This window comes from Pseudomonas sp. HR1, from assembly GCF_030175875.1.
Classification (GTDB): domain Bacteria; phylum Pseudomonadota; class Gammaproteobacteria; order Pseudomonadales; family Pseudomonadaceae; genus Chryseomonas; species Chryseomonas oryzihabitans.
The window spans coordinates 130,497-155,265 of sequence record NZ_JASNRF010000006.1 but is presented as its reverse complement, the minus strand read 5'-3'; the positions used below and the strand labels follow the sequence as shown (position 1 = coordinate 155,265).

Annotated in this window: 20 protein-coding genes; 6 read left to right on the top strand and 14 right to left on the bottom strand. The window is 68.3% G+C overall.

What is annotated here, in order from left to right:
* Positions 1-2 precede the first annotated feature (2 nt).
* The 14 genes from QKY98_RS20470 to QKY98_RS20405 all read right to left on the bottom strand — a co-directional run bounded on the left by QKY98_RS20470 (position 3) and on the right by QKY98_RS20405 (position 18,511).
* A complete protein-coding gene (locus QKY98_RS20470) occupies positions 3-1,034 on the bottom strand; it encodes a FecCD family ABC transporter permease (RefSeq protein WP_027599320.1) in 1,032 nt (343 codons plus the stop codon).
* The gene (locus QKY98_RS20465; RefSeq protein WP_284671492.1) at positions 1,024-2,025 is read right to left on the bottom strand and encodes a FecCD family ABC transporter permease; all 1,002 of its coding nucleotides are present in this window, start codon (positions 2,023-2,025) and stop codon (positions 1,024-1,026) included. Before QKY98_RS20465 ends, QKY98_RS20470 begins: the two co-directional genes overlap by 11 nt.
* On the bottom strand, positions 2,022-2,939 hold the full coding sequence (locus QKY98_RS20460; protein WP_284671491.1) for an ABC transporter substrate-binding protein: 918 nt from the start codon (positions 2,937-2,939) through the stop codon (positions 2,022-2,024). The genes QKY98_RS20465 and QKY98_RS20460 overlap by 4 nt, the downstream gene beginning before the upstream one ends.
* Entirely contained in the window at positions 2,929-4,779 is a 1,851-nt protein-coding gene (locus tag QKY98_RS20455; protein ID WP_284671490.1) for an IucA/IucC family protein, read from the bottom strand. The genes QKY98_RS20460 and QKY98_RS20455 overlap by 11 nt, the downstream gene beginning before the upstream one ends.
* Positions 4,776-5,552, bottom strand: coding sequence for an HpcH/HpaI aldolase family protein (locus tag QKY98_RS20450; protein ID WP_284671489.1), 777 nt, complete (start codon positions 5,550-5,552; stop codon positions 4,776-4,778). The genes QKY98_RS20455 and QKY98_RS20450 overlap by 4 nt, the downstream gene beginning before the upstream one ends.
* Positions 5,546-7,387, bottom strand: a complete 1,842-nt coding sequence (locus QKY98_RS20445; protein ID WP_284671488.1) for an IucA/IucC family protein — start codon at positions 7,385-7,387, stop codon at positions 5,546-5,548. The genes QKY98_RS20450 and QKY98_RS20445 overlap by 7 nt, the downstream gene beginning before the upstream one ends.
* A complete protein-coding gene (locus QKY98_RS20440) occupies positions 7,384-8,790 on the bottom strand; it encodes a DHA2 family efflux MFS transporter permease subunit (RefSeq protein WP_284671487.1) in 1,407 nt (468 codons plus the stop codon). The genes QKY98_RS20445 and QKY98_RS20440 overlap by 4 nt, the downstream gene beginning before the upstream one ends.
* Complete coding sequence (locus tag QKY98_RS20435) at positions 8,787-9,995, bottom strand: type III PLP-dependent enzyme (protein ID WP_284671486.1); 1,209 nt, start codon at positions 9,993-9,995, stop codon at positions 8,787-8,789. Before QKY98_RS20435 ends, QKY98_RS20440 begins: the two co-directional genes overlap by 4 nt.
* Positions 9,988-11,760, bottom strand: coding sequence for an IucA/IucC family protein (locus tag QKY98_RS20430; protein WP_284671485.1), 1,773 nt, complete (start codon positions 11,758-11,760; stop codon positions 9,988-9,990). The genes QKY98_RS20435 and QKY98_RS20430 overlap by 8 nt, the downstream gene beginning before the upstream one ends.
* Before the next feature lie 70 nt (positions 11,761-11,830).
* Entirely contained in the window at positions 11,831-13,204 is a 1,374-nt protein-coding gene (locus QKY98_RS20425) for a diaminobutyrate--2-oxoglutarate transaminase (protein WP_284671484.1), read from the bottom strand.
* Positions 13,205-13,532: 328 nt separating this feature from the next.
* Positions 13,533-15,929, bottom strand: a complete 2,397-nt coding sequence (locus tag QKY98_RS20420; protein ID WP_284671483.1) for a TonB-dependent receptor — start codon at positions 15,927-15,929, stop codon at positions 13,533-13,535.
* 71 nt (positions 15,930-16,000) lie between these two features.
* Positions 16,001-16,945, bottom strand: a complete 945-nt coding sequence (locus tag QKY98_RS20415) for a FecR domain-containing protein (RefSeq protein WP_074583663.1) — start codon at positions 16,943-16,945, stop codon at positions 16,001-16,003.
* Positions 16,939-17,451 carry a sigma-70 family RNA polymerase sigma factor gene (locus QKY98_RS20410; protein WP_027599308.1) on the bottom strand — a complete coding sequence of 171 codons (513 nt, stop codon included), beginning with the start codon at positions 17,449-17,451 and terminating at the stop codon, positions 16,939-16,941. Before QKY98_RS20410 ends, QKY98_RS20415 begins: the two co-directional genes overlap by 7 nt.
* 130 nt (positions 17,452-17,581) lie before the next feature.
* On the bottom strand, positions 17,582-18,511 hold the full coding sequence (locus QKY98_RS20405; RefSeq protein WP_074583661.1) for a LysR family transcriptional regulator: 930 nt from the start codon (positions 18,509-18,511) through the stop codon (positions 17,582-17,584).
* A gap of 394 nt (positions 18,512-18,905) precedes the next feature.
* Between QKY98_RS20405 and QKY98_RS20400 the strand changes: the two genes are divergently transcribed.
* From QKY98_RS20400 to QKY98_RS20375, 6 genes are all read left to right on the top strand, one after another.
* A complete protein-coding gene (locus QKY98_RS20400) occupies positions 18,906-20,426 on the top strand; it encodes an amino acid ABC transporter permease/ATP-binding protein (RefSeq protein ID WP_027602347.1) in 1,521 nt (506 codons plus the stop codon).
* 29 nt (positions 20,427-20,455) lie between these two features.
* Complete coding sequence (locus QKY98_RS20395) at positions 20,456-21,328, top strand: phytanoyl-CoA dioxygenase family protein (protein ID WP_044341839.1); 873 nt, start codon at positions 20,456-20,458, stop codon at positions 21,326-21,328.
* A gap of 28 nt (positions 21,329-21,356) precedes the next feature.
* On the top strand, positions 21,357-22,196 hold the full coding sequence (locus QKY98_RS20390; protein ID WP_284671482.1) for an ABC transporter substrate-binding protein: 840 nt from the start codon (positions 21,357-21,359) through the stop codon (positions 22,194-22,196).
* Positions 22,197-22,215: 19 nt separating this feature from the next.
* On the top strand, positions 22,216-22,947 hold the full coding sequence (locus QKY98_RS20385; RefSeq protein WP_108581767.1) for a class II aldolase and adducin N-terminal domain-containing protein: 732 nt from the start codon (positions 22,216-22,218) through the stop codon (positions 22,945-22,947).
* An 80-nt stretch (positions 22,948-23,027) separates the two neighbouring features.
* The gene (locus tag QKY98_RS20380; RefSeq protein ID WP_284671481.1) at positions 23,028-24,320 is read left to right on the top strand and encodes a flavin-containing monooxygenase; all 1,293 of its coding nucleotides are present in this window, start codon (positions 23,028-23,030) and stop codon (positions 24,318-24,320) included.
* A 30-nt stretch (positions 24,321-24,350) separates the two neighbouring features.
* On the top strand, positions 24,351-24,767 hold the full coding sequence (locus tag QKY98_RS20375; protein ID WP_027599302.1) for a RidA family protein: 417 nt from the start codon (positions 24,351-24,353) through the stop codon (positions 24,765-24,767).
* The last annotated feature ends 2 nt before the right edge of the window (positions 24,768-24,769 follow it).

Genomic DNA, 24,769 nt, shown 5'->3' with positions numbered 1-24,769 from the left:
CTTCAGGGACGCTGCCGGATCAGCAGGTAGAGGAAAAAGGGCGCCCCCAGGGCGGCGACGAAGATGCCGGCCGGCAGATCCAGGGGCAGGAACAGGGTACGACCCAGGAGGTCGGCGAGCATCACCAGCAACGCCCCCGCCAGGGCCGCCATCAGCGCCTGAGCGGCGAAACCCGCGGGCAGCAGGCGGCGGGCGATATGGGGCGCGATGAGCCCGACGAAGGCGATGGCGCCCCCCCAGGCGATGGCCACCCCGGCCAGGGCCACGGCCAGCGCCAGCAAAGCCGCGCGCTGCCGCTGCAGGCGCACCCCGAGGCCGCGGGCCAGGTCGTCGTCGAGTTGCGCCAGCACGGCGTGGCGCGCCAGGGCCGCCAGCGGCAGCAACAGGACCAGCCACCACAGCCCCAGGGCGCGCACCTCCGGCCAGCTGGCGCCATAGACGCTGCCGGTCAGCCAGACGTAGGCGGACAGCGTGGTGGTCAGCGGACTGAACACCAGCAGGAAGGTGGTGGCCGCGGCGAGCATGGCCGACACCCCTACCCCCACCAGCACCAGGCGTAGCGGCGAGGCGCCATGATTCCAGGCCAGGCCATAGACCAGCAGCGCCGCCAGGCCCGCGCCGAGCATCGCGGCCAACGGCAGGCCATGCGGTCCGAGGCTGCCGGCCAGGACCGCCAGATAGAAGACCGCCCCGGCGCTGGCGCCACTGGTGATGCCCAGCAGGTCCGGCGAGGCCAGGGGATTGCGCACCTGGCCCTGCAGCAGCAGGCCGGACACCGCCAGGGCGCTGCCGACCAGGGCCGCCAGCAACGCCCGCGGCAGGCGCAGCTGGGTGACGATGAAACCCAGGCCACCGCCCTGCCGTTCGACCAGCGCGGCGAACACCTGGGTGGGCGTCAACCAGACCTTGCCCAGGCAGAGGCACAGCAGCAAGGCCGCCAGGGCCACCAGCGCGGCGACGGCCAGCCGCCCCAGGGTGGCCGGGGCCAGGCGGCGGGAGAAACGGCCGAGCCGCCAGACGATCTCAGCGGCCATGACGGCCTCCCCGGCGCGCCAGATGGATGAAGAAGGGCCCGCCGAACAGCGCGGTCATGATGCCCACGGGCACCTCCTGGGGCAGGATCACCACCCGCGCCAGGCTGTCGGCCAGCACCAGCAGCAGGGCCCCGCCCAGGGCGCAGCCGGGGACCAGCCAGCGATGCTCGTGTCGCGCGCGGGCCAACAGTCCGCGCACCAGGTGCGGCACCATCAGGCCGATGAAGCCGATGTTGCCGGCCAGGGCCACGGCGCTGCCGGCCAGGCAGATCACCAGCACCCCGGCCAGCAGCCGGATCAGGCCGATGGGCTGGCCCAGGCCACGGGCCAGGTCGTCACCGGCGACCAGCACATCGAGCTGCCCGGCCAGGACCCCGGCGGCGGCCAGGGCCAGCAGGCTGAACACCAGCAGGGGCGCAGCCGTGGCCAGGTTGCGCTCCCCCACCGAACCGGCCAGCCAGAACAGCACGCTGTCCAGCCCCTCCTGGTTGATCACCAACAGCGCCTGGCTGAAGGCGGTGAACAGGGCCGCCAGGGCGGCGCCGGCCAGCACGATGCGCAGCGGTGTCAGGCGCGCCTGGCCCCGGTTGCCCAGGGTCCAGACAAGGGTGCCGGCCACCGCCGCGCCCAGCAGCGCGCAGAGCACCCAGCCTTCCGTGCTGGACAACCCCAGCATGGTGATGCCCAGCACCAGGGCGAAGGTGGCGCCGGCGTTGATGCCGAACAGCCCCGGCGAAGCCAGGGGATTGCGCGTCATGGCCTGCATCAGGGCGCCGGCCACCGCCAGATTGGCGCCCACCACCAGGGCGACCAGCAGGCGCGTCAGCCGAGTGGTATTGACCAGGGTGGCGTCCAACGCAAGCGAGGGGTCCTGCATCAGGGCCGCCACCACGGTACCGGGCGCGATCCAGCGCGCGCCGACCGAGAGACTCAGCACGGCGATCAGCGCCAGGGCCAGGGCGAGCAGCAGCAGTCTGAGGGGTGCGCTCATGCGGCCCCCTGTTCGACCAGGACGCGCTCGATGTCGTCCAGCAGCCGATTCGCCGCGAGCAAGCCGCCGCCCAGGCTCCAGGCTACCCCATCGACCCGCCAGACCTGACCGCGCCGGGGTGCGCTCAGGCGCTGCCAAAGCGGATGCTCCACCAGACGCTCGTAGTTGCGCTGCACCGCGGCCTGGTCGGCGCGCAGGAAGATGAAGAAGACGTCGGCCTCCACCACCGGCAGGCTTTCCCGGGAAGTCAGCTTGATCGAGGGCGCGGTGCTGCCCTGGCTGGCCGCCGGCCAGGCGAAGCCCAGCTCGCTGAGTACCCGCCCGGCGAAGCTGTCGGGCAGATAGCTGCGCAGGTGATCGGCGCGCACGTCCAGCACCGCCACTGTCGGCGGCCACTGGGCGCCGTAGTGGCGTTGCAGCGCCTCGCGCAGACGAGCGATGCGCGCCTGCCAGGCCTGCAGCAGGTCCGTGGCGTCCGCTTCACGCCCCGCGGCGGTGCCCAGGGCCAGCAGGGTCTGCTTGAATTCGAAGACCTCCTCCAGCATCACCACCGGGCACAACTGCTGCAGCAAGGGTGCGATCCGGCCATGGCGAAAGCGCGAGGCGACGATCAGGTCCGGCGCCAGCAGCGCCAGGTCCTCCAGACTCGGCTGGGTTTCCAGGCCCAGCGAGGGCACCCCTGCCAGCGCCGGGCGCAGGTAGCGATAGACGGGCTTCTCGCTCCAGGACTCCACAACCCCGCAAGGCCTGAGCCCCAGGGCCACGGCGCTGTCGGTGGCGCCCTGGAACAGCGTGGCCACCCGGGTTGGCTGCGCGCGGGCCACGCCCGGCTGCAGCGCCAGGCCGGTGGCGAGCACGCCGCCGAGCCCGAGCAGGCGGCGGCGGGTTATTACAGAGGAAACACTAGGGGGCATGGCTCACCTGATGAAAGGGATTGACCACCCTGCCCTTGCCGAACGGCATGCTGCCAGGCCCACCGGCCCGCTCGATCATCGGGCGCAGCAGCCACTTCTGTGGCCAGTCCGGTGCCTCGAACAGCGTCTCACGGAGCAGTGCCCGGGCCTCGGCGTCGAAGTCCAGGGCTGCGATGCGCTCCTCCAGCACCTCGCGCAGCAGCGTCCAGGCGGCGGTCAGCGGGACAGCGTAGCAGCTCGCAACGGTCTCGAAGATGGCCCTGAGGTTGACCTGGATGCCCAGGGTCTGGAACCAGAACAGCAGGTCGCGCGGGTGCTCGTGATAGAGCGTCTGGGCATGACCGGGCTTGATCCGGTACTGCGGATCGGCCAGCCCCTGGCGCTCCAGCCAGGGCACGTACAGGCGCAGGGAGTCGTGGTCGCGTAGCAGCAGACCCTGGATACGTCCGGCGCGCCAGACCAGCACGGCGTTCTGCCCGTGCACCTCGCCGAGCAGGCCGAGGCGGAACAGCCGCAGGTTGAGGTCGATGAAGCTGTGGCACAGCTCACCCAGCAACAGCAGGACATTGGCCGGGGTCGGCGCCAGCGCCCGGGCCGCCAGCCAGTCGTCGAAGAAATGCCGACGACTGCCCGGCAGCGGCGTACCGAGCGCGGCCATGGGCAGCAGGCGGCAGTCCGGATCGGCCAGCAGCGCCGCGGGATAGCCGCGCACCATGGCCGAGAGATGCCGCGGCGCCTCGTCGAACAGGGTCGCCGCCGGCGGCATGAAGGCCCACCAGCGAGACTCGTCGCACAGGTGCAGGCTCTCGGCGAGCACCGGGTCCAGGGCCCGCGCCTGGCGCAGCAGCGCCTCGCTGCGCGAGCCGTTGATCATCTTCACCGCCGGCAGGTAGCGCGAGGCGCCCAGGGAATGCACCGCCATGGGCAACTTCAGCTGGGCCACGCCCGCGCCCTCCTCCATCAGCATGGATCTCAGCGATGAGGTCGCGTGGCAGCGAGCGCCGGCAAAGTCCAGCTGCTGGCAGACGCCACTGGCGAAGGCCTCGTCCAGCCGACCCGGCAATCCCCTGGCGAGTTGCCAGGGGTGTACCGGCAGCGCCACATGACTCGCCGCCAGGCCGCGCCGCTGCAATTCGGCCTGCAACTCGGCCAGCGCCGCCGGGGTCAGCAAGTCGGCCGCCGGTCCCTGGGAATCGGCCGCCACACTCTCTCCGCACAGCAGCTGATCGCGGCGCACCGCGACCCAGGCCAGGCGCACGGGTTGGCCGAATTCGGCCTGGTAGGCCTGGTAGTCGGCGTCGCTCAGCCCCAGCTTGGCCTTGGCCAGGGGGTGATAGGGTCGATCCCGCAGGGCCGCCCAGCGTTCCAGTTGCAGGAAGGCGGCCTTACCGTCGCCCTCCAGCAACGGACCGGGGACCAGGGATTGTTCCAGGGACAGCCGGGTCTGCCGCAGACTGGTGGCCAGGGTCTCGCGCAACAGCGCGATGCCCCGCGCCTGCTCGGGATCGGCGGCCGCCTCGGCGAACACCAGGGAGACGAAGGCATCCGGCGTGAGGGTGCTCCAGGCGTCGCCCTGGCGCGCCAAGATCGGCGTACCGGGCACCTTCACCCAGGCCTGGGTAATGCCCGGGCGCACCCGCGCGGCGATGAAACGCTGCTCGCGGGAATCGCAGCAGCACTCCCAGAGGCGCTCCTCCGGGGCGGCCGGCTGCAGGGTGGCGGGATGTTCCGCGGTCGCGGCCGTCAGGGTCACGGCCATGGGGGCGAAGACGTCTTCGGCCAGCAGGCAGTCGAACAGGTCCTGCAGGATCAGGTCGGTGGCGAGGGTCTGGGCGTTCATGGGGATTCTCCGCAGGAATGGGCGGTCAGGCGGGCCTGCAGGGCCCGAAAGGCGATGCCGCGCTCGTCGCCGAGCACGAAGGTGGTGACGCCCCGGGCGCGCCAGAGGTCAAGGTCCTCCGGCTGCCGGGGGATGGCGCAGTAGGGGGTGCCCTGGCGCTGGGCGGCGGCCCAGGTCTGGCGCAGGGCTTCCTGCACCTCGGGATCGGCGAGGTGCCAGGGGCGGCCGAGGGATTGCGACAGGTCCGCCGCCCCTTCGAGCAGCAGGTCCACCCCCGGCACCGCGGCGATTTCCGCCGCCCGGGCGACGCCGGTGGCACTTTCGATCATGGCGACCACCAGGATCTGCGCATTGGCGCGGTTCACGTAGTCGGCCAGGCTGGTCTTGCCGAAGGAGCCCGGGCGACCGGCATTGAGGCTGCGCTCGCCCTCCGGGTGGTATTTGCAGGCGCGCACCGCGGCGGCCAGCACCGCCGGGTCCTCCACGCAGGGCAGCACGATCCCCTGGGCCCCGGCATCGAGCAGGCGCAGCAGCCGCTTGGGCTCGGCGTCCGGCACCCGCACCAGCGGCGTGAGGTCGTAGCTCTCAGCGGTGCGGATCATGTTCTCCAGGGTTTCCGGATTGATCAGCACGTGCTCCATGTCGATGATCACGAAGTCGTAGCCGGCTTCGGCGATCAGCTCGATGCTGGCGGGCGTGGGCAGCGAGGCGAACAGGCCGTGGCTGGGCGTGCCGGCCGCCAGGGCGGCCTTGAGTCGATTGCGCCTCAGCATGCGGCGGACCGATAGGGATGCAGGGGGTTGGCCACCGCCTTGAAGCGCCGCTCGCCATCGCCCAGCAGGCGCCGCTTGGTCAGCTCCTCCACCTCGAAGGTGGGGGCGAAGACGTCGAACAGCTCGTAGCGCTCCCGGTGCTGGGGATGGGCGCGCTGGTAGTCGAGGATGACCGTGGCGGTCGCCTGCCAGAAGGCGGCCTCGGCCAGGGCGAAGTGCTGACGCAGGAACACCGCCAGCTCGCCCAGGGCGATGAAGAAGAAGGCATCGCAGGTGAAGTCGCGGACCGCCGCCACGTCCTCGGTGAGGATGAAGGAGTTGCGGTTGATCCGCGCATGGCTCGCCGGCAAGGGCTCCAGGGTCGGGCGCAATTCCGGGCGCGCCAGGTGGCGCTCGGCGTAGCGCACGCCGTCGTGGAAATCCTTGAGGGCGATGCGCAGCGGCCAGCCGTCGCGGTGGATCAGCACGATGTTCTGGCCGTGGGACTCCATGCCGATGCCTTCGGCGTGGAGCATGTGCATGAGGGGCGTCACCGTGACCTTGAGCAACTGCTGCAGCCAGGCGTCGAGGCCGTGGCGCTCGATCCAGGCGGTGACGAAGGGCCATGGCGCGCCCTGGCCGTAGCGATTCTCCACCTGGGTCAGGCCGTTGAAGGGTACCGCCTGTTCATCCGCGCGCAGATAGGCATGGATGCTCTCGCGCCAGACGGCGCCAAGGGTGCCGTAGACCTGCCCCGCGCGGCTGACCGGCAGCGCGCGACTGTCATAGGCGACGCCGGCGACCTCGCCGAGCACCACGAAGTCCAGGTCGCGGGCCGTGGCATCGGTTGCGATCAGCCGCTGCAGCCAGTCGGTGATGAGCGGGCCGTTGAGCACCGTGTGGCGCGCCAGGATGCGGGTGCTGGAGGTATTGGTCAGGCACATCGCCAGCTTGACGTAGGGCCGCTCGGGCGCGCTGCGATTGGCCAGGGTGCGGATGGACTGCTGGGCCGCGTACTGGTCGCGGGAGCTGCCCAGGTAAAGCAGCTCGCCGCTCACCAGTTCGGGCTGGAACAGCGCGGCCAGGTGCTGCTCCCACTGCCAGGGATGCACCGGGATCAGCTGGTAGTCGTCCAACGCCCGCCCCTGTTCGCGCCACTCGGCGGCCAGGGCCGTCCAGCGCTCCACCCCGAACTCCGCGGCGATGAAGGCCGGGAAGTCCAGGCGGCGGGAGTGCCCCACCGAGGCCCGCTCGCGTGCCAGGGCCAGCCAGACCAGCTGGATCGACTCGCCGAATTCCGGTCCGTAGCGGCGATTCTCCGCCAGGGAAAAGCCGATGCGCGACTTGTAGCAGGGATGATAGCCATGGGCGTCCATGAAGTGGCGCTCCAGGGCGTCCACGTCCAGCTCGTGGGCCGGGCGCGCGGGACGGTAGTCCTGGCGGCGGGACTGCAGGTCCTTGAGCAGCGTCTGCTCCAGCTCCTGGACGAAGCGCGGCCACAGCGGCGAATCGCTCTGCTCGCCGAGCAATTCGGCCAGGGTCTCGTGCAGCGTCGGCGCGCGGCTCCCCTGGGCGTCCTGGCGCACCAGGCGCTGCGGATCCAGGCGGATCAGGCCGAAGCTGGCAGCGGCGGGCGCATAGCCCAGGTACTGCACGGGTGTGCCATCGGCGGCGGTACCGGCCAGGCGATACGCTGCCAGCCCCTCGGCCAGCGGCTGGACCTCGGCCTTGAGCACCTCTTCGTAGATCAGCGTCTGCAGCAGCTGCGCCACCACGCGCTGCTCGACCTGGCGATAGAGGGCGGCATCGGCGGGCGACGGCCAGGGCTGCGCGGCAAGTGAAAGCTGAGCGGTCATGAGTACCTCCGAACGGAAAGGGGTTGAGCGGCGGGAAAGCGCCAGGCCCAGGGCAGTGCCAGCAGGATGAACAGGCCGGTGGCGATGAAGGCGTCCTGGATGGCGACGCCGGTGGCGGCCTGGCGCGGGCCCCAGCCGGCCGCGCCGCCCAGGCGCAGTTCCAGCCACAGGGAGGCGGCCACCACGGCCACCGAGGACACCAGGCGCCGGGCGATGTTGTTCATGGCCGCGCCCTGGGTGACCTGGGCATCCGGCAGGCTGTTGAGGCCGGCGGTGGTGGCCGGCATGTAGGACAGCCCCAGGCCGACGCCGCGCAGGACCATGAGCGCGCAGATCCAGGCCAGCCCGGCATGGCTGCCGACCACACCGAGGGCCAGGGTGGCCAGGCCGCTGAGCGCCAGGCCGGTGGCGATCACCCCGCGGGGTCCGCGGCGGTCGAGCAGGCGACCGCCGACCTGGCCGAACAGCGCCGCCGCCAGGGCGGTGCAGAGCAGCGCCAAGCCGGTCCAGAGGGCGCTGTGGCCCAGCACCAGCTGGACCAGCAGTGGCAGCAGCACCAGGCATTCGAACATGCCCACCGCCTGGACCACGGCGATGATGACGCTGGCCCGGTAGCCGCGCAGGGCGAACAGGCGCAGCGGCAGCAGCGGCTGGCTGCGCTGCAGTTGCAACCGGACGAAGACCAGCAGGCACAGGACGCCGGCGGCCAGCGCGAGCAGATTGAGGGGGTCGGCCAGCGCCGCCAGCTCGCGCAGCCGGCCGAGGGTTACCAGCAGCAGCCCCAGGCCACTGGCGATCAGCAGGTAGCCGGCCAGGTCGAAGGGCTTGCGTTCGCGGGGGCCATCCGCGGGCAGCACCACCTGCCCCATGGCCAGGGCCAGCAGGCCCACCGGGACGTTGAGCAGGAACAGGGCGCGCCAGTCGAACACCTCCAGCAGCAGGCTGCCGCACAGCGGCCCCACCGCCGGCGCCAGCATCACCGCCCCACCCCACCAGCCGGTCACCCGGCCACGCTCCTCCTTGGGATAGACGGAAAAGATGATGCCCAGTGCCAGGGGAATCATCAGGCCGCTGGCCACCCCCTGGACCATGCGCGCCAGCAGCACGCCGGCGATGGAATCGGCCAGGGCGCCCAGCGCCGAGCCGGCGATGAAGGCCAGCAGCCCGAGGCGATAGAGTCGCCGCCGACCGATGCGCCCGGCGAGAAAGCCGGTCAGCGGCATGGTGATACCCATGGCCACCATGAAGCCGGCGACGATCCAGCTGGCCAGCAGCGGCCCCAGGTCGAAGGCGGCGATGAAGGCCGGCAGCGCCGGATTGAGCGCGGTATTGGCCAGGCTGACGGTGACCGTGCCCAGCAGCACGTTCACCGCCACCCAGACCCGCGGGATCCCAACGCTCACGCCGAGACACTCCCGTTGCCGGCGAGGAACAGGTGCCGCGGGCGCGGATGGCAGAGGAAATCCGCGTGGGAGATGTTGTAGCCATAGGCGCCGGCCAGGGGCAGCACCAGCAGGTCGCCGACCCGTACCTCACCCAGCGGCTGGCCGCGGCTGAGGATGTCCTTGGGGGTACAGAGCTGCCCCACCACTGTCCAGGCCTTGCCTCCAGTCGCGGTCGCCCGCCCCTCGCGGGGCAGGTGCAGCACCGGATGATCGTGCCCCTGGGCCACCGGCAGGCGGAACTGGTGGGTCCCGCCGCGACAGACCAGGAAGTGCTGGCCGTGGCTGGTCTTGGTATCCAGCACCTCCATGGCGTAGTAGCCGCAGAAGGCCGCGAGGAAACGTCCCGGTTCGAAGCGGATCAGCGGCGGCTGCGCCTGTTCGGCTAGGCGGGCGCGCAGGTGCGCGCATAGCCGCGCCCAGTCGAATCGCCGGCCTTCGCGATAGTCCACCCCAATGCCACCACCGACGTTGAGCCGCACCACGCTTTCCGGGCGCCGGGCCAGGCCGCGCCAGTGCGGCCAGCGCTGCAGATAGAAGTCCAGCAGTTGCAGATGGCGCTCCACCGAGTGCTGGTGCGACAGGGCATGCACATGGAAGCCCTGCAGCTGCAGGTGGCTGGCCGCCTCTACCTCCGCCACCGCGGCGTGCAGATCGGCTTCGTCGAAGCCGAAGGGCGTCGCCGTGCCGGCCATGGCCAGGGTGCTGGTCAGCCCGGCCGGCAATTGCGGATTGATGCGGATGTACACCGGCTGCAGCCGTCCCAGGGAAAGCGCCAGGCGTTGCAGGCGCTGGATCTCGCCGAGGCTCTCCAGGTGGATGGCTTCGACGCCCGCGCTCAGGGCGGTGCGCAGATCGGAATCCAGCTTGCCCGGACCGGAGAAGATGAACGGCTTGCGCTGCGGGCAGGCGGCGAGGCGATCGATCTCGCCACCGGAGGAGATCTCGAAGCCATGCACCAGCGGCGCCAGGGCCGCCAGGATCGGCGCCTCGCTGTTGGCCTTGATGGCGTAGTACAGCTCCACGCCCGGGGGTAATTCGGCCATCAGCGCGGCGACGTGCCGTCGCAGGGCGTCGAGGTCGTAGACGAAGGCCGCCAGGGGATCGCCGGACTGCGCCTGGGCCTCCACCAGGGCGGCGCGGACCGCGGCAGGTAGCTCAGGCATGACGCACCTCCGCGCCCCAGGGGCAAGGCAACTGCACGTAGCCGGCGTGGCGATCGGCCTGGGCGGCGAGGCGCACCTTGAGATTGGTCTTGCAGGGAATCGGCTGGCCGGCGATCAGCGCATCCAGCTCGGGCGCGGCGCGTTGCAGGTCCCGGCGGATGGCGATCAGCTCGGCTTCCACCTGCCGCCACAGGCGCGGCGCCAGGTGCGGACGCTCCCAGCTCAGCGCCAGCACCGCCTCGGCGAGGTTGTTGACGAACAGGCAATAGGCGATGCGCCGCCAGCCCTGGTCGCGACTGTAGAGCAACGACTGGCGCACCCGGGGCTGGACGTGGGCGTCCAGCGCCTCGGCGCCGAGGGTATCGGTCAGCTTGATGCCTTCGAAGTCGCGCAGCAGCAGCCGGACGGGCCGGCCGTTGTCATGCACCAGCACGCAATTCTGCAGGTGCGGCTCCAGCACCACGCCGTGCTCGAAGAACAACCGCAGCACCGGCCCCAGCAGCAGTCGCTGGTAGTCCTGGAACCAGGCCAGCCGGGTTTCGTCGCTGACCGGCTGGCCACCGCAGCGGCTGAGGAAGTCCTGCAGCAACGGCTGCAGGCGGGTGTCGCGGGCGAACAAGGTGCCGGCCAGCAGGCAGCAGTCGGCGCCATGCTCCAGGCAGAAATTCTCGCGCAGGATGGCGCCGGTCTGCTCGCGGAACCAGCGCTCGTCCTCGGCACTGGCGGCCGGCGGAGCCCAGCTCAGGGCACCCGGCTCGCGCACCATGTCCAGCCCCGCCACCCGCCCTTGCAGGCGCTGCATGAGCCGATCGACGATCAGGGTGCTCTGCAGTTCGTACCAGGCGTTCTTGCGCACGCAGTTGGTGATGCGCACGTTGAGCGAGCCCTTTATGAAGAAGGCATGGCCTGGGCGGTACCAGGTGCGCATGGAGGCGGTGGGACTGGCCAGGGCGCCGCTGGCGCCGAGGTCGCGGATCACCCCCTGGCTGACCAGCGCCCGGACCCGGGGATCGCCGAGGAACAGCTGCGCCTGGACCGGGTGCAGCACGATGCGCGCCCGCTCCGGGGCGGCCTGCGCCTGGTCCACGAAACCCTGCAGCACCTGGGCGTCGCTCAGGCCGTTGCCGGCCACCTGCAACCCGGCGCGGGGCACTTCCAGCACGTGCATGGGGGTGCTGGTGTGCAACTCCGGGGCATAGGCCTCGGCCGGCAGGGGCTCCGGCCAGCGGCGTGCCTTGGGTGCCGGGTGATTGGGATGGCCGAACCACAGGCCCTGCTCGCTGGCCAGGTAGTCGCTGAGCGGCGCGGGATGGCGCGAGACCTGCACGTGATCGACGATGGCCGCGGTCAGGTGCTGGCTCTGCAGGACCTGCTGCAGCAATTCGCCATTGTGGGCGCCGGCGAGTTCTTCGCAGGCCTCCAGCAGAAAATCGATGAAGGCGGCGAAGTCCGGGCAATGCCAGGCCTGGTCCCCGCGCCGGACATAGATATCGGAGAGATAACGCTGGCTGCCGAGTTCATCCTGCCGATCGACGACGAGGAAGAACTGGCGATCGCCGGGAAAGGCGATCAGCAGGGGCACGCCGCCGTCTTGCAACCAGCCGAGATAGTTGGCCGGAGCGATACCGCGCCGGTCTTCCGGCCAGGCATAAGACAGGCATCGTTCCGGCAGGGCGAATTCCTTGATGAGGCAATTCATCAGGGCGTGGGAAGACGCCAGCTCGCTGACGATGCGGGAAAGCAGCGTGGATTCTAGAGAAGTCATGGCAGTGTCCAAGAGGTTGCGCGTCCCTGCGGGCGATCCGGTGTCACGGCACTCGGGTGGTGCCTTGTGCTCAGCCACGGGGCTCGGCCAGGGCCGCCACGAGGGCCGCCTCCAGGCGTTCGAGCAGCACCAGGCAATGGCTTTCCTGGAGGATCAGCGGCGGCAGCAGCCGCACCACGTTACCGTCCCGGCCGCCGCGTTCGAGCAGCAGCCCCTGGGCGAAACAGTGGCGCTGGATGGCCGCCGCCAGGGCGGGATCGGCCGGCAGGCTGCCGAGCGCATCCGCCGCGCCACCCGCCTCGACGATTTCCAGGCCCAGCATCAGCCCCAGCCCGCGGACATTGCCGATGGCGGGGAAGCGCTCGCGCAGCCGCTCCAGATGGCGCCTGAGCCAGCCCCCGAGCTGGGCCGCATGGCTGACCAGGCCGTCGCGCTCGATGACCTCCAGGGTGGCGAGCCCCGTGGCCATGGCCAGCTGGTTGCCGCGGAAGGTGCCGGTATGGCCACCGGGCTCCCAGGCGTCGAATTCACGGCGAATCGCCAGCAGGGCCAGCGGCAGGCCACCGCCCACGGCCTTGGACAGCACCAGGACGTCCGGCTCGATGCCGGCATGCTGGCAGGCGAACAGCGCGCCGGTGCGGCCGAAACCGGTCTGGACCTCGTCGACGATGAGCAGGATGCCGTGCTCCCGGGTGACCTGGCGCAGGGTCCGCAGCCAGGCCACCGGTGCCGGATTGACGCCGCCCTCCCCCTGCACCGCCTCGACGATCACCGCTGCCGGCCGGCAGACGCCGCTTTCCACGTCGCCGAAGAATCTTTCCAGATAGCGCGCCAAGGCCGCGGCGCCCAGCTCGCCGCCCAGCCCCAGCGGGCAGCGGTACTCGTGGGGATAGGGCAAAAATTGCACCCCGGGCATCAGCCCGGCCACCCCCTGCTTGGGCGAGAGATTGCCGGTCACCGCCAGGGCACCGTGGGTCATGCCGTGGTAGCCCCCGGAAAAGGCGACCACATTGCTGCGTCCGGTGACCTTCTTGGCCAGCTTCAGCGCCGCCTCCACCGCATCGGCACCGGACGGACCGCAGAATTGCAGGCAGTAGTCTTCCGCGCGGCCCGGCAGCAGGCCCAGCAGGCGCTCGCTGAAGGCGTCCTTGAGCGGCGTGGTGAGATCCAGGCTGTGCATGGGCAGGCCGCTGCCGAGAAAGTCGCTGATGGCCTCGATGACGGCCGGATGGTTGTGCCCCAGGGCCAGGGTGCCGGCTCCGGCCAGGCAATCCAGGTAGGTCTTGCCTTCGACATCGGTCACCCAGACCCCGGCGGCCTTGGCGATGGCCAGCGGCAGCTTGCGCGGGTAGCTGCGGACCCTGGATTCGAAGCGTGCCTGGCGAGCGAGAAAGAAGGCGTTGTCGGCTGTTGCGGTATCACGATTGAGGGATGGTTGAAGCATGGCGTCAGACCTCTGGACGTTTATCTTCGTAAACGATAATCAGTTTCATTCTCATCCTTCAACCGCGATTCCCGAAAAAGATCGAGTCTTTGAAGTCGCGCCACTTTCACCAAAATGCGGGCGATAAAGGGCCCGAACGCCCGGCGGGTCCGCCCTTGAAATCACGTGCCAAAACGCCTGATAGGCAGCTGTTCCCGCTCTGTAGGCCGCTCACTCCTGCCGATGAATGACGCCTGAGGGGCCACCGTTCTGCCCCCGTTGGCGATGCGCGAAAGTCGCCCCTGCGCCGGGCGGCGACACGCCTTGCGCAAGGACGGATAACGCCTGCTCAGAACGCCAGGGTGGTGGAAAAGACCAGGGTCCGCGGCGTGGAGATGGTCAGGCCCGGTTCGCTGTCGTCCGAGGCGCCGGCGGAGGCCCAGTAGCGCTCGTTCATCACGTTTTCCACCGAGGCACGCAAGGTCACGCGGGTGGCGTCGACCTTGAAGGCGTAGCGCGCCCCCACGTCGAAGCGATGCCAGGCGTCGATTTCCTTGCTGTTGGCCTGGTCCAGGTACTGGGAGCTGGTGTAGATCCCCCGTCCGGTCAGGGTCAGGCCCGGCACCGCCGGGATGTCCAGTTCGGCGCCGAGGTTGGCATTGAGCCTGGGCGTGGCCGGGGCGCGGTTGCCATCGAAGGAGCCGCCGACGGTGTCCTTGAGTTCGCTGTCGATGTACATCAGGCCGCCGAGCACGCGGAAGCCGGCCAGCGGCTCGCCGAACACGCTCAGCTCCACCCCGTCGTTGACGCGCTTGCCGTTGGGACCGAAGACGCGGCTGGTGGCATTGGTCTCGTAGGCCGGCTGCTTGATGCGGAAGGCGCTGGCGGTCACGGCCACCGCGCCGAAGTCGTACTTGGCCCCCACTTCCGCCTGGCGGCTGATGAAGGGCGGGAAGATCTCGTCCTCGTTCAGCGCGGTGGACGGCGCGATCTTGCCCTGGCTGAGGCCTTCCATGTAGTTGGCATAGAGCGACAGCCGCTCGGTGGCCTTGAACAGCACGCCCGCCGAGGGCGAGACCTTTTCCTCGTCGTAGGCGGTGGGTTGCTTCACGCCGTCGGACCAGTCGTCCACCTTGACCCGCTGCCAGCGGGCGCCGAGGGTGACCAGCAGGCGATCGTCGAAGAAGCCCAGGGTGTCGGCCAGGGCCACGCCACTGAAGCGATTCTCGGTGTAGTCCTTGCCGTCGGAGCGGGTCTGGACGCTCGGCGCGGGCAGGTTACTGGGGTTGTACAGGTTGCTCGTCCCACTGGCGTAGCGCCCGCCGCCGTTCTCGAAGTCCATGTAGAAGTAGTCGGCGCTGACGTTGAGTTCGTGGCTGATTGGTCCGGTCTGCAGCCATTTGCGCGCGCCCAGGTTGGCGGTGCGCACGTTCTCGTCGCGGGTGAAGTCGCGCGGCTGGACGCTGAAATCGCCGGCGTTGTTGGTAATGGAAACGTTGTGGCGGAGAAAATCGTGATCGCTGCGGCGCGCGCCCACGGCGCCATAGACCATCAGCGAGTCGTCGACATCGAATTCGCCACGCAGGGCGCCGAAGGTGTCCTTGGTCTGGGCGCGGGTCCAGCGCTGGGCATAGTTGTGGCGCACGTCGTCGGCATCGGGTACCCGGGCGTTGGCCCCCACCAGCACCCGCTCCTGGGGCGCGTCGGTGTCGCGTTCGGTGTGGCCCAGATCGAGACCCAGGCGCAGGCGCTCCACGCGATAGTCCAGGCCGAGCACGCCCATCTGGCGATCGACGTGCTGGTGATCCCAGGTGGTGTCGCCCGCTTGCTTGACACCGTTGAAGCGCAGGCCGAAGCGATTGTCCTCGCCGAAGCGACGCCCGATGTCCACGGCCCCGCCCACCTGGCTGTCGGATGCATAGCTGCCGGTGATTTCGGTGATGGGCTGGTCGGTGGCGCGCTTGGGCACCACGTTGATACCCCCGCCGACGCTGCCGCGGGGCGAGATGCCGTTGAGCAGCTGGCTCGGCCCCTTGAGGATATCGACCCGCTCGGCCATCTCCATGTCGATGGAATAGGTCGGCAGCACGCCATAGAGACCGTTGTAGGCCACATCGCTGTTGAACAGGCTGAAACCGCGGATGGTGAATTGCTCGAAGCGACCACCCGACGGATTGGTGGAGCGCACCGAGGGGTCGCTGGCGATCAGGTCGGTCAGGGTGCGGGCCTGGAGATTCTGCACGGTCTGGGCGGTGTAGGACGTCTGGCTGAAGGGCGTGTCCATGAAGTCGCGATTGCCCAGCAACCCCTGGGAGCCTTGCCGCGCGACCTGGCCACCGGCGTAGGGGGCGTCGTCCGCCTGCAGGCTGGAGGCGACGATGGAGGTACTGGCCAGCTCCTGGACGCCGCTGTCCTGGGGGGCCGGCGCCAGGGTGAAGTCACGCTCACCCAGCGGCTGCAGCCGCAGCCCTGAGCCGGCCAGCAGCCGGCTGAAGCCCTCCTCCACGCCAAAGTCGCCATTGAGGCCAGCGCTGGTGCGCTTGCCCACCAGTCCCGGATCCACCGCCAGGTTGACGCCGGACTCGGCGGCGAAGCGCGTCAGTGCCTGGGCGAGACTGCCCGCGGGAATCTCGTAATGCCGGCGGGCCGCCTCCTGGGCCAGGGCCGAAGCGGCCCACCAGGGAGTACCGCTCAACGCCACCAGCAAGCCCGTGCGCAGCAACGGACGCAATACCAACGTCACCATCGAATCCCCCTCCTTTTGGTTGTCCTATGCCGTTAATGACCGACAGGTACGAAAAAGGGGACAGACTTTTTTCAGACGGCGACCGAACGGGGTATCAGGGTCACCCAGAAGCGGGTACGCCACTGCAGTTCCACCGGTAGCGTCGCGGCCAGCAGCGTCAGTACCCGGTCGGTATCGGCCAGCTGAAAGCTGCCGGTGACCCTGAGATTGGCCACCGCGGGATCCCAGCGCAGCAGGCCAGGACGATAGCGACTGAATTGCTGCAGGAATTCGCCCAGGGGCTGGTCCTGGGCGATCAGCACGCCCTGGCGCCAGCTCAGCAGGGTCGGCGAAAACGGCTCGATGGCGCCGATGCCCAGGGTACTCAGGCGCAACTGCTGGCCCTTGCCCAACGCCAGCCCGAGGCCCATCAGCGGCCGCACCTCGACGCTGCCGCTGACCACGCGCACGTCGCAGCCTTCATCGTCCTGCTGCACGCAGACCTCGGCCTGTTCCACCGTCAGGGTGCCGAAGCGGGTATCCAGCGTCAGCGCCTGGGTACCGGGTACGCGCAGCGAGAGCTCGCCGCGCACCAGGGTCAGGCGCCGCCGGGTCTGATCCAGGTCCACGGCGGTCGCGGTATTGAGTTGCAGCAGGCTGCCATCCGCCAGGGTCAGGCTGCGGCGTTCGCCCGTGGCGGTGCTGAGATCGGCGGTCCAGGCGTCCAGCGGCAATTCCCGGCTCAGCCACCAGCCGGTCGGTACCACCACCGCCAGGCCCAGCAACTGGCGCAGGGCGGTACGCCGAGTGCGCTCGGCCGGCTGCAGACTGGCCATGGCCAGCCGCGACGGCACCGCGGCGAAGCGCTGTTGCAGCTGCAGGGCCGCCTGCCAGGCGCGCTCGTGCTCGGGATGGGCCTGGCGCCACGCCTGCAGCTGCTGCCGCTCGCGCTCGCCGGCTGCGCCGGACTCCAGCAGCGCCAGCCATTCCGCGGCCTCGCGGATCGCCCGCCGCCGCCGGTCCTGACCGCTCAGCACAACTCCGCCAGCAGGCAATGCTCGTAGGCCTGCGCCATGTATCTCTTGATGGTGCGCTCGGAGACGTGCAGGCGTTCGGCGATCTCGCGGTAGGTGAGGTCCTCGAGCTGGCTGAGCAGGAAGGCCCGCCGCACCGCGGCGGGCAGGCCATCGAGCAACTCGTCCAGCGCCTGCAGGGTTTCCAGCAGCAGCCAACGCTGCTCGGGCGACGGCACGCAGGCTTCGGGCAATGCCATCAGGGCATCGAGGTAGGCCTGCTCGAGGCTTTTGCGCCGCTGGAAATTGATCAGCAGGCGTTTGCCAATGGTCACCAGATAGGCCCGCGGCTCCTGCAGTTCACCGAGCACTTCGGGATTGCGCAACAGCCGCAGAAAGGCTTCCTGGCTGAGATCGGCCGCATCCCATTCGCTGCCCAGCCGCCGGCGCAACCAGGCCTGCAGCCACCCGCTGTGGTCGAGATAGAGCCGATGAAGGTGGCGCGTGGACGCGAGAGCCATATCACTCATGACGGGTGCTACCTGCTCGTCGATGCTTAGATGATATTGATTCTACTTTACATGGATCATCCAGGACCAGTCCGGAGCCGTCTATTCCCTGCGCTTTCGCCCGAAAGCTGGGCAATGGCCAGCATGGGCCTCAGCCCACCAGGCTTTCCGCGGGCGCAGGCGAGAGATCGACGCTCCGGCAATAGTCCATGAACAGCCGCGTCGCCTTGGTCGGTTCGTTGTTGCGCAGGTAGGCCATGATGAAGGTGGAGGCCGGCATGTCGTCGTGGATGTTGACCTGGGCCAGGCGCTTGCCGTCGTAGGTCAGGTCGGTGGTGGGCCGGGTGACCAGCACGGAAAAGCCCAGGCCCTGCCCCACCATGCAGCGCACCATCTCGATGGAGGGCGAGCTGTAGGCCACGTTGGGGTGGTAGCCCTTCTCCCTGAAGATGTCGATGAAGTAGTTACGGCTGGGCACCACGTCCAGCAGGATCATGGGCTCGCGACTCAGCTCCTTGAGGGTCACCGCCTTCTTGCCGGCCAGGGGATGGGCGATGGGCAACAGCGCATAGGGCTTGTGCGGTGCATTGAGCTTTTCCTTGGTGATGGAATCACCCAGCTCCAGGTCGTAGAGAAACACCAGGTCGAAGCGTCCGCGGTGCACCCCGTGCATCAATTCGTGCTGCTCGCCATCGTGCAGCTGGATGGTGATCTCGGGATAGAGCCGCTTGAAACCGGCGACCAGCTTGGGCAGATAGAGCGGGGCCGCGGATTCGAAGCAGCCGATGGCCACGGTGCCCGAAACCAGCTCGTTTTCCGCCTTGGCGTTCTGTTCCAGTTCCTGGGACAGCCGCAACAGTTCCTTGGCCTTTTCATACAGCCGACGGCCACTGGCGGTGAGCGAAACGCCCTGGGCGTGATGGCGAATAAACAACTTCTGCTCGAAACTTTCCTCGAGGTTCTTGATGGCGACGGAGATCGACGGCTGGGATATATGCAGTTGTCGCGCGGCCTCGACGATGCTGTCTTCCTCGACCACCGCCACGAAATAGCGAAGTTGCCTCAGGGTAAAACGCGTCATGGCTCATCCATAGGATAAAACTTTGCAGAACGCATATCTGCATAGCGCAATCTGCTGAAGCGAAAGCCATGCCATCCGCCTGAATGTCACCGCGCGGCCTGTGCTTAGCGGTACTGCACGCGCGGTGGCGTGCCGACGAAAGTCCCTGCCGCACGGGTTAAAACGCACCAAAAGACTGCACTTCGAGTGCTTATGATTGCATCTTGCCCTGCCTTGGGGCGTATAGCGCGCAGAACAAGATGCCGCCTTACACTACTTAGGAAAAGGCTATGCAACGACCTGTAATTTGTTAATTGACGATGAGTCTGGCGGACGCCAATTCTGTTTCTGGCAACAGTGCGAACGCTTCAGGAAGGTTCGCACTTTCTTTGAAATGGCGACGGGTTGGCTCACCATGACTTTCGACTGGAACTACATGTTCAGCCTCATTGGCGACACTCAATTCTGGCTGGCAACCTGGACGGTCATCAAACTCAGCACCCTCACCTGGATCATCAGCATCGCCCTGGGCTTCTTCATCGCCCTGGCGAAACAGTCACGGTATCCGGCGCTCAGCCTGCCTGCTCGCGGTTACATCTGGTTCTTTCGCAGCGTGCCGCTGCTGGTGCTGCTGATCTTCATCTACAACCTGCCCCAGGCGCTGCCGGCGACCTCGGTGGTGCTCGCGGATCCCTTCTGGGCCGGCCTGATCGGCCTGGTCATCAGCGAAACGGCCTATGTCGCCGAGATCCACCGCGGCGGCCTGCTGTCGATTCCCAAGGGCCAGGGCGAGGCGGCCCGGGCGCTGGGCCTGCGCTTTCTCGGCACCCAGTGGCGCATCGTCATCCCCCAGGCCCTGCGCGTGGCCCTGCCGTCGCTGGCCAACGAATACATCTCCATCGTCAAGCTCAGCTCGCTGGTCTCGGTGATCTCCCTCACCGAGATCCTGATGGTCGGCCAGCGGCTCTATTCGCAGAACTTCCTGGTCATGGAGACCATGGTGGCGGTGGCCTTCTACTACGTGCTGATCGTCACCCTGTTCGACTTCCTGCTCAAACGCCTGGAGCGCTTTCTCGACGTCACCCAGCGCAAGGTGGTGCGGACCCCCGATGCCCAGGTGCTGGCCCTGGCCAACCAGGCCTCGACCGCCAGCACCAGGCCGCAGTGGGATGCCGGCACCCCGGCGCTGCAGGCGGCGCGGCTGCACAAGGCCTACAACGACGTCGAGGTGCTGGGTTCGGTCAACCTGCGCATCCAGCCCGGCGAGGTGGTCTCGGTGATCGGCCCATCGGGCTCGGGCAAGACCACCCTGATCCGCCTGCTCAACGGCCTGGAGCAACTGGACAACGGCGAGATCCGCATCAACGGCCAGCCCTTCATCCACCTGCGCAAGGACGGCGCCCAGAAGCCCCGCTTCGTCGAGCACAGCGAGCATCGCCTGGACATCGGCATGGTGTTCCAGAGCTTCAACCTCTTTCCCCACCTCACGGTGCTGGACAACCTGCTGCTCGCGCCGCGCTATCACCGCCTGGATACTCCCGCGGCGCTCAAGCAGCAGGCCTATGCCCTGCTGCACAAGGTCGGGATGCTCGACCACGCCTGGAAGTATCCGCACCAGCTGTCCGGCGGCCAGCAGCAGCGCGTGGCCATCGCCCGGGCGCTGATGATGCGACCGCAGATCATGCTGTTCGACGAGCCCACCTCGGCGCTGGATCCGGAAAAGGTCAACGAGGTGCTGCAGGTGATCGAGGCCCTGGCCCAGGAGGGCATCACCATGGTGATCGTCACCCACGAGATGAACTTCGCCTTCAAGGTCTCGGACCGCATCGTGTTCATGGAAAAGGGCCGCGTGGTCTGCGACGACGCGCCCGCGGTACTGCGTAACGGCCAGCATCCGCGCGTCGAGGCCTTCCTCAAGGACGTGTCCCTGGCTTGACCCCCACCCTTGGCTTCTGGAGAACAGAGATGATCGAGCAAGCGCAAATAGACAGCTTCCACCGAGACGGCTACCTGGTGGTCGAGAACCTGCTGACCGCCGACGAGATCGCCACCCTGCAGGCCGATTTCGACGGCTGGGTGGCAGAGAGCCGCAGCCACGCCGAAGCCTGGGGCGAAACCCAGGATGGCCGCGCCCGCTTCGACGTCGAGCTGGACCACCGGCCCGACCACCCTTCCCTGCGCCGGGTCAGCTCGCCCACCGAAATCTCCGCGGCCTATTGCGAGGTCGCACTGTCCTCGCGGATGGCCCAGGTGGCCGCCCAGTTGATCGGCGGCAGCGGCACGAGATTCCACCACAGCAAGATCAATTCGAAGCTGCCGCACACCGCCACCCAGGTGAAGTGGCACCAGGATTTCCTGTTCACGCCCCACAGCAATGATGACGTGGTCACCGCGCTGCTGATGGTGAGCGAGGTGACCCCGGAGAACGGTCCCCTCACCGTCATCCCCGGCAGCCACCGGGGTCCGCTCTGGTCGCACTGGCAGGACGGTCGTTTCACCGGCGCGGTCGACGACAACGTGGTGGCCGAGCATTGCGGCGAGCCCGTGGCCTGCTTTGGCCCGGCCGGCTCGGTGTGCTTCATGCACACCCGCCTGCTGCACGCCTCCAGCCCCAACCAGACCGAACTGCCGCGCACCCTGTTCATCAGCGTCTACGCCGCCGAGGACGCCCTGCCCTTTGGCGAGAATCCGCTGCCCAGCGAGCACGCCGGGGTGCTGGTGGCCGGCCAGGAAAGCGGACTGGTGCGCAGCGTGGCCAACAGCGTGCGGCTGCCGCAGAAACCGCGCGGCGCGTCCTTCTTCGTCCAGCAGGCCGGGCTCGACCAGGCTGCCGTTTGATCTTTCCTACCGCTCAAGGAGTTTCGCCATGCAAAGATTCAGCAGCGCCTCGCTTCGCATCCTCTCCACCGCCGTACTGGGCGCCGGCCTGGCGCTGGTCTCCAGCCTGGCCTCGGCTGACTTCCTGCAGCCGGGCAAGTTGGTCGCCGGTTCCGACCTGACCTTCTTCCCCTACGAATACGTGCAGGACAACAAGCCGGCCGGCTTCGACATCGAATTCGTCGACGGCCTGGCGAAGTTCATGGGCCGCTCCGTGGAGACGATCGACACCCGCTTCCCCAACCTCATCACCGGGCTGCAGGGTGGCCGCTTCGACATCACCAACTCCTCGATGTACATCACCGCGGACCGCCTCAAGGTGATCGACATGATCCCCTACCTGAAGAGCGGCGAGTCGATCATCGCGCTCAAGAGCAGCAGCTATCAGCCCAAGAAGCCGGAAGACTTCTGCGGCCACAAGATCGGCTCCATGGGCGCCACCTCCTGGCTGCAGCAGCTGCACAAGCTGTCCGACGAGTACTGCGTGAAGAACGGCCTCAAGCCCATCGCCGTGAGCGAATACGGCACCGATCCCCAGACCACCCAGGCACTGCTGTCCAAGGCCGTGGAGGCGCAGATCACCGACGCCGCCGTGGCCCGTGGCCTGGTGGAAAAGCTCGGCAATCGCGTGGTGATCTCCTCGGACACCCTGATCTATCCGGTGCTCAACGGCTTTGGCGTGAAAAAGGGCAACGACGCGGTCAAGACCGCCCTGGTGGATGCGCTCAAGCAATACAGCGCCACCCCGGAGTACGCCGCGCTGCTGAAGAAATACAACTTCCAGGCGCCCACCGAGGCGGACATCGCCGCCCTGATGCCCAAGCCCTGAGCCTTACGGAGTCACGACCATGGCACTTTCTCACGAGGAACGGCTGCGCATCGATCTGGCGGCGACCTTTCGCGTCATCGCCCACCTCGGCATGCACGAAGCCGTCGCCAACCACTTCAGCGCCGCCGTCTCCGCCGACGGCAAGCGCTTCCTGATCAATCCGAAGTGGAAGCACTTCTCGCGCATCCGCGCCAGTGACCTGCTGCTGCTCGATGCGGAGGATCCGCAGGGCGCCGAGCGGCCGGACGTGGATCGGACGGCCTGGTCGATCCACGGGCAGATCCATCGCCTGCTGCCGGAGGCCCGGGTGGTGCTGCACCTGCACCCGGTCTACACCACGGCGGTGGCCTGCCTGGCCAGGCCCGAGGTGCCGCCCATCGACCAGAACACCGCGCGCTACTTCAACCGTATCGCGGTGGACGAACTCTACGGCGGCATGGCCGACACCGAGGCCGAGGGCGCGCGCCTGGCCGGGTTGCTGGATGGCAAGCAGCGGCTGCTGATGGGCAATCACGGCGTCATGGTGATCGCCCCCACCATCGGCCAGGCCTTCGACGACATCTGGACCCTGGAGCGGGCCTGCCAGATCCTGGTCACCGCCTGGTCCACCGGCCAGCCGCTCAAGGTGCTGTCCGCCGAGGTCGCCGAAAAGACCGCCCGCGCCTGGGAAGGCATTACCGACTTCTCCGAGCAGCACTTCGCCGAGATGAAAGAACTGATGATCCAGCAGGACTCCTCCGTGCTGGATTGATCGCCGCGGAGCCTCTGAGCTCCGCCTTCCTACTGCTTAGATGACGGCCGCGCCCTGCGGAGCGGCCGAAGGGTACCCTCATGTCCACATTACCGACCACGATCGACACCCTGGTGATAGGCGCTGGCCAAGCCGGCGTCGCCATGAGCGAGCATCTGGGGCGCCTCGGCATCGAGCACCTGGTGCTGGAAAAGAACCGCATCGCCGAAGCCTGGCGCACCGGTCGCTGGGATTCCCTGGTGGCCAACGGTCCGGCCTGGCATGACCGCTTCCCCGGGCTGGAATTCCAGACGCCGCCGGATGGCTTTCCCGGCAAGGACGAGATCGCCGCCTACTTCGAGACCTATGCCCGGCAGATCGGCGCGCCCATCCGCACCGGCGTCGCTGTCACCCGGGTGACTCGCCAGGCCGGGCAGGCGGGCTTTCTGGTGGAAACCTCGGCGGGCAGCCTGAATGCCCAGCGGGTGGTGGTGGCCACCGGCCCCTTCCAGAAGCCGGTGATCCCAGCCATCGCACCAACGGACGAGCGGCTCTACCAGATCCACTCCGCCCATTACTTCAATCCCCAGCAACTGCCCGACGGCGCAGTGCTGGTGGTGGGCGCCGGCTCCTCCGGGGTACAGATCGCCGAGGAATTGCTGCGCGCCGGCAAGCGCGTCTATCTCTCCGTCGGCCCCCACGACCGGCCGCCGCGGGCCTATCGCGGTCGTGACTTCTGCTGGTGGCTGGGCGTGCTCGGCCTGTGGGATACCGAGACCATGCAGCCGGGTCGCGAACACGTGACCATCGCCGTGAGTGGCGCCCGCGGCGGCCATACCGTGGACTTCCGCCGCCTGGCCCAGGCCGGCATGACCCTGGTGGGCCTCACCGACACCTTCACCGACGGTGTCGTGCGCTTCCGCCCGGACCTCAAGCAGAACCTCGACGCCGGCGACGCCAACTACCTGTCCCTGCTCGACGCCGCGGACGCCTATGCCGCCCGCCATGGCCTGGACCTGCCCGAAGAGCCCTCAGCCCGCGAACGGGTGGCGGACGCCGCCTGCATCCGCGAACCGCTCAGGGAACTGGACCTCCAGGCCGCGGGCGTCAGCTCGGTGATCTGGGCCACCGGCTACGCCACCGATTTCAGCTGGCTGCAGGTGGATACCTTTGGCGACAACGGCAAGCCCAAACATCAACGCGGGGTCGGTGCCGAGCCGGGCATCTACTTCGTCGGTCTGCCCTGGCTCAGCCGCCGCGGCTCGGCCTTCATCTGGGGCTGCTGGCACGACGCCCGCCATGTGGCCGACCAGATCGCCATCCAGCGCCGCTACCAGGACTACCGCCCGAGCGTCGAGACGACCGTCCACACCCAGCAGTCGCGTAGCGCCTGACGCCCTTATCGAGATCCGGAGACACCCCGCATGGCCACCCCGACCCATACCCGCATCCGCATGTTCAATACCAAGGACACCTACCCCAACCAGAGCCTGGACAACGACCTCTGCCAGGCCGTGCGTGCCGGCAACACCGTCTATGTGCGCGGTCAGGTGGGTACCGACTTCGACGGCAAGCTGGTCGGCCTGGGCGATCCCCGCGCCCAGGCCGAGCAGGCGATGAAGAACGTCAAGCAACTGCTGGAAGAAGCCGGCAGCGACCTCAGCCATATCGTCAAGACCACCACCTACCTGACCGATCCGCGCTATCGCGAGCCGGTGTACCAGGAGGTCGGCAAGTGGCTCAAGGGCGTCTTCCCCATCTCCACTGGTCTGGTGGTATCCGCCCTGGGGCAGCCCCAGTGGCTGATGGAGATCGACGTCATCGCCGTGATCCCCGACTGAGG

What these genes read in the sequence shown, in the direction of transcription:
- QKY98_RS20465 (WP_284671492.1), bottom strand. Translation starts at nt 2,025, where the DNA reads ATGAGCGCACCCCTCAGACTGCTGCTGCTCGCCCTGGCCCTGGCGCTG.
- QKY98_RS20420 (WP_284671483.1), bottom strand. Translation starts at nt 15,929, where the DNA reads ATGGTGACGTTGGTATTGCGTCCGTTGCTGCGCACGGGCTTGCTGGTG.
- QKY98_RS20470 (WP_027599320.1), bottom strand. Translation starts at nt 1,034, where the DNA reads ATGGCCGCTGAGATCGTCTGGCGGCTCGGCCGTTTCTCCCGCCGCCTG.
- QKY98_RS20410 (WP_027599308.1), bottom strand. Translation starts at nt 17,451, where the DNA reads ATGAGTGATATGGCTCTCGCGTCCACGCGCCACCTTCATCGGCTCTAT.
- QKY98_RS20400 (WP_027602347.1), top strand. Translation starts at nt 18,906, where the DNA reads ATGACTTTCGACTGGAACTACATGTTCAGCCTCATTGGCGACACTCAA.
- QKY98_RS20460 (WP_284671491.1), bottom strand. Translation starts at nt 2,939, where the DNA reads ATGCCCCCTAGTGTTTCCTCTGTAATAACCCGCCGCCGCCTGCTCGGG.
- QKY98_RS20450 (WP_284671489.1), bottom strand. Translation starts at nt 5,552, where the DNA reads ATGCTGAGGCGCAATCGACTCAAGGCCGCCCTGGCGGCCGGCACGCCC.
- QKY98_RS20375 (WP_027599302.1), top strand. Translation starts at nt 24,351, where the DNA reads ATGGCCACCCCGACCCATACCCGCATCCGCATGTTCAATACCAAGGAC.
- QKY98_RS20380 (WP_284671481.1), top strand. Translation starts at nt 23,028, where the DNA reads ATGTCCACATTACCGACCACGATCGACACCCTGGTGATAGGCGCTGGC.
- QKY98_RS20445 (WP_284671488.1), bottom strand. Translation starts at nt 7,387, where the DNA reads ATGACCGCTCAGCTTTCACTTGCCGCGCAGCCCTGGCCGTCGCCCGCC.
- QKY98_RS20395 (WP_044341839.1), top strand. Translation starts at nt 20,456, where the DNA reads ATGATCGAGCAAGCGCAAATAGACAGCTTCCACCGAGACGGCTACCTG.
- QKY98_RS20390 (WP_284671482.1), top strand. Translation starts at nt 21,357, where the DNA reads ATGCAAAGATTCAGCAGCGCCTCGCTTCGCATCCTCTCCACCGCCGTA.
- QKY98_RS20455 (WP_284671490.1), bottom strand. Translation starts at nt 4,779, where the DNA reads ATGAACGCCCAGACCCTCGCCACCGACCTGATCCTGCAGGACCTGTTC.
- QKY98_RS20405 (WP_074583661.1), bottom strand. Translation starts at nt 18,511, where the DNA reads ATGACGCGTTTTACCCTGAGGCAACTTCGCTATTTCGTGGCGGTGGTC.
- QKY98_RS20425 (WP_284671484.1), bottom strand. Translation starts at nt 13,204, where the DNA reads ATGCTTCAACCATCCCTCAATCGTGATACCGCAACAGCCGACAACGCC.
- QKY98_RS20435 (WP_284671486.1), bottom strand. Translation starts at nt 9,995, where the DNA reads ATGCCTGAGCTACCTGCCGCGGTCCGCGCCGCCCTGGTGGAGGCCCAG.
- QKY98_RS20385 (WP_108581767.1), top strand. Translation starts at nt 22,216, where the DNA reads ATGGCACTTTCTCACGAGGAACGGCTGCGCATCGATCTGGCGGCGACC.
- QKY98_RS20430 (WP_284671485.1), bottom strand. Translation starts at nt 11,760, where the DNA reads ATGACTTCTCTAGAATCCACGCTGCTTTCCCGCATCGTCAGCGAGCTG.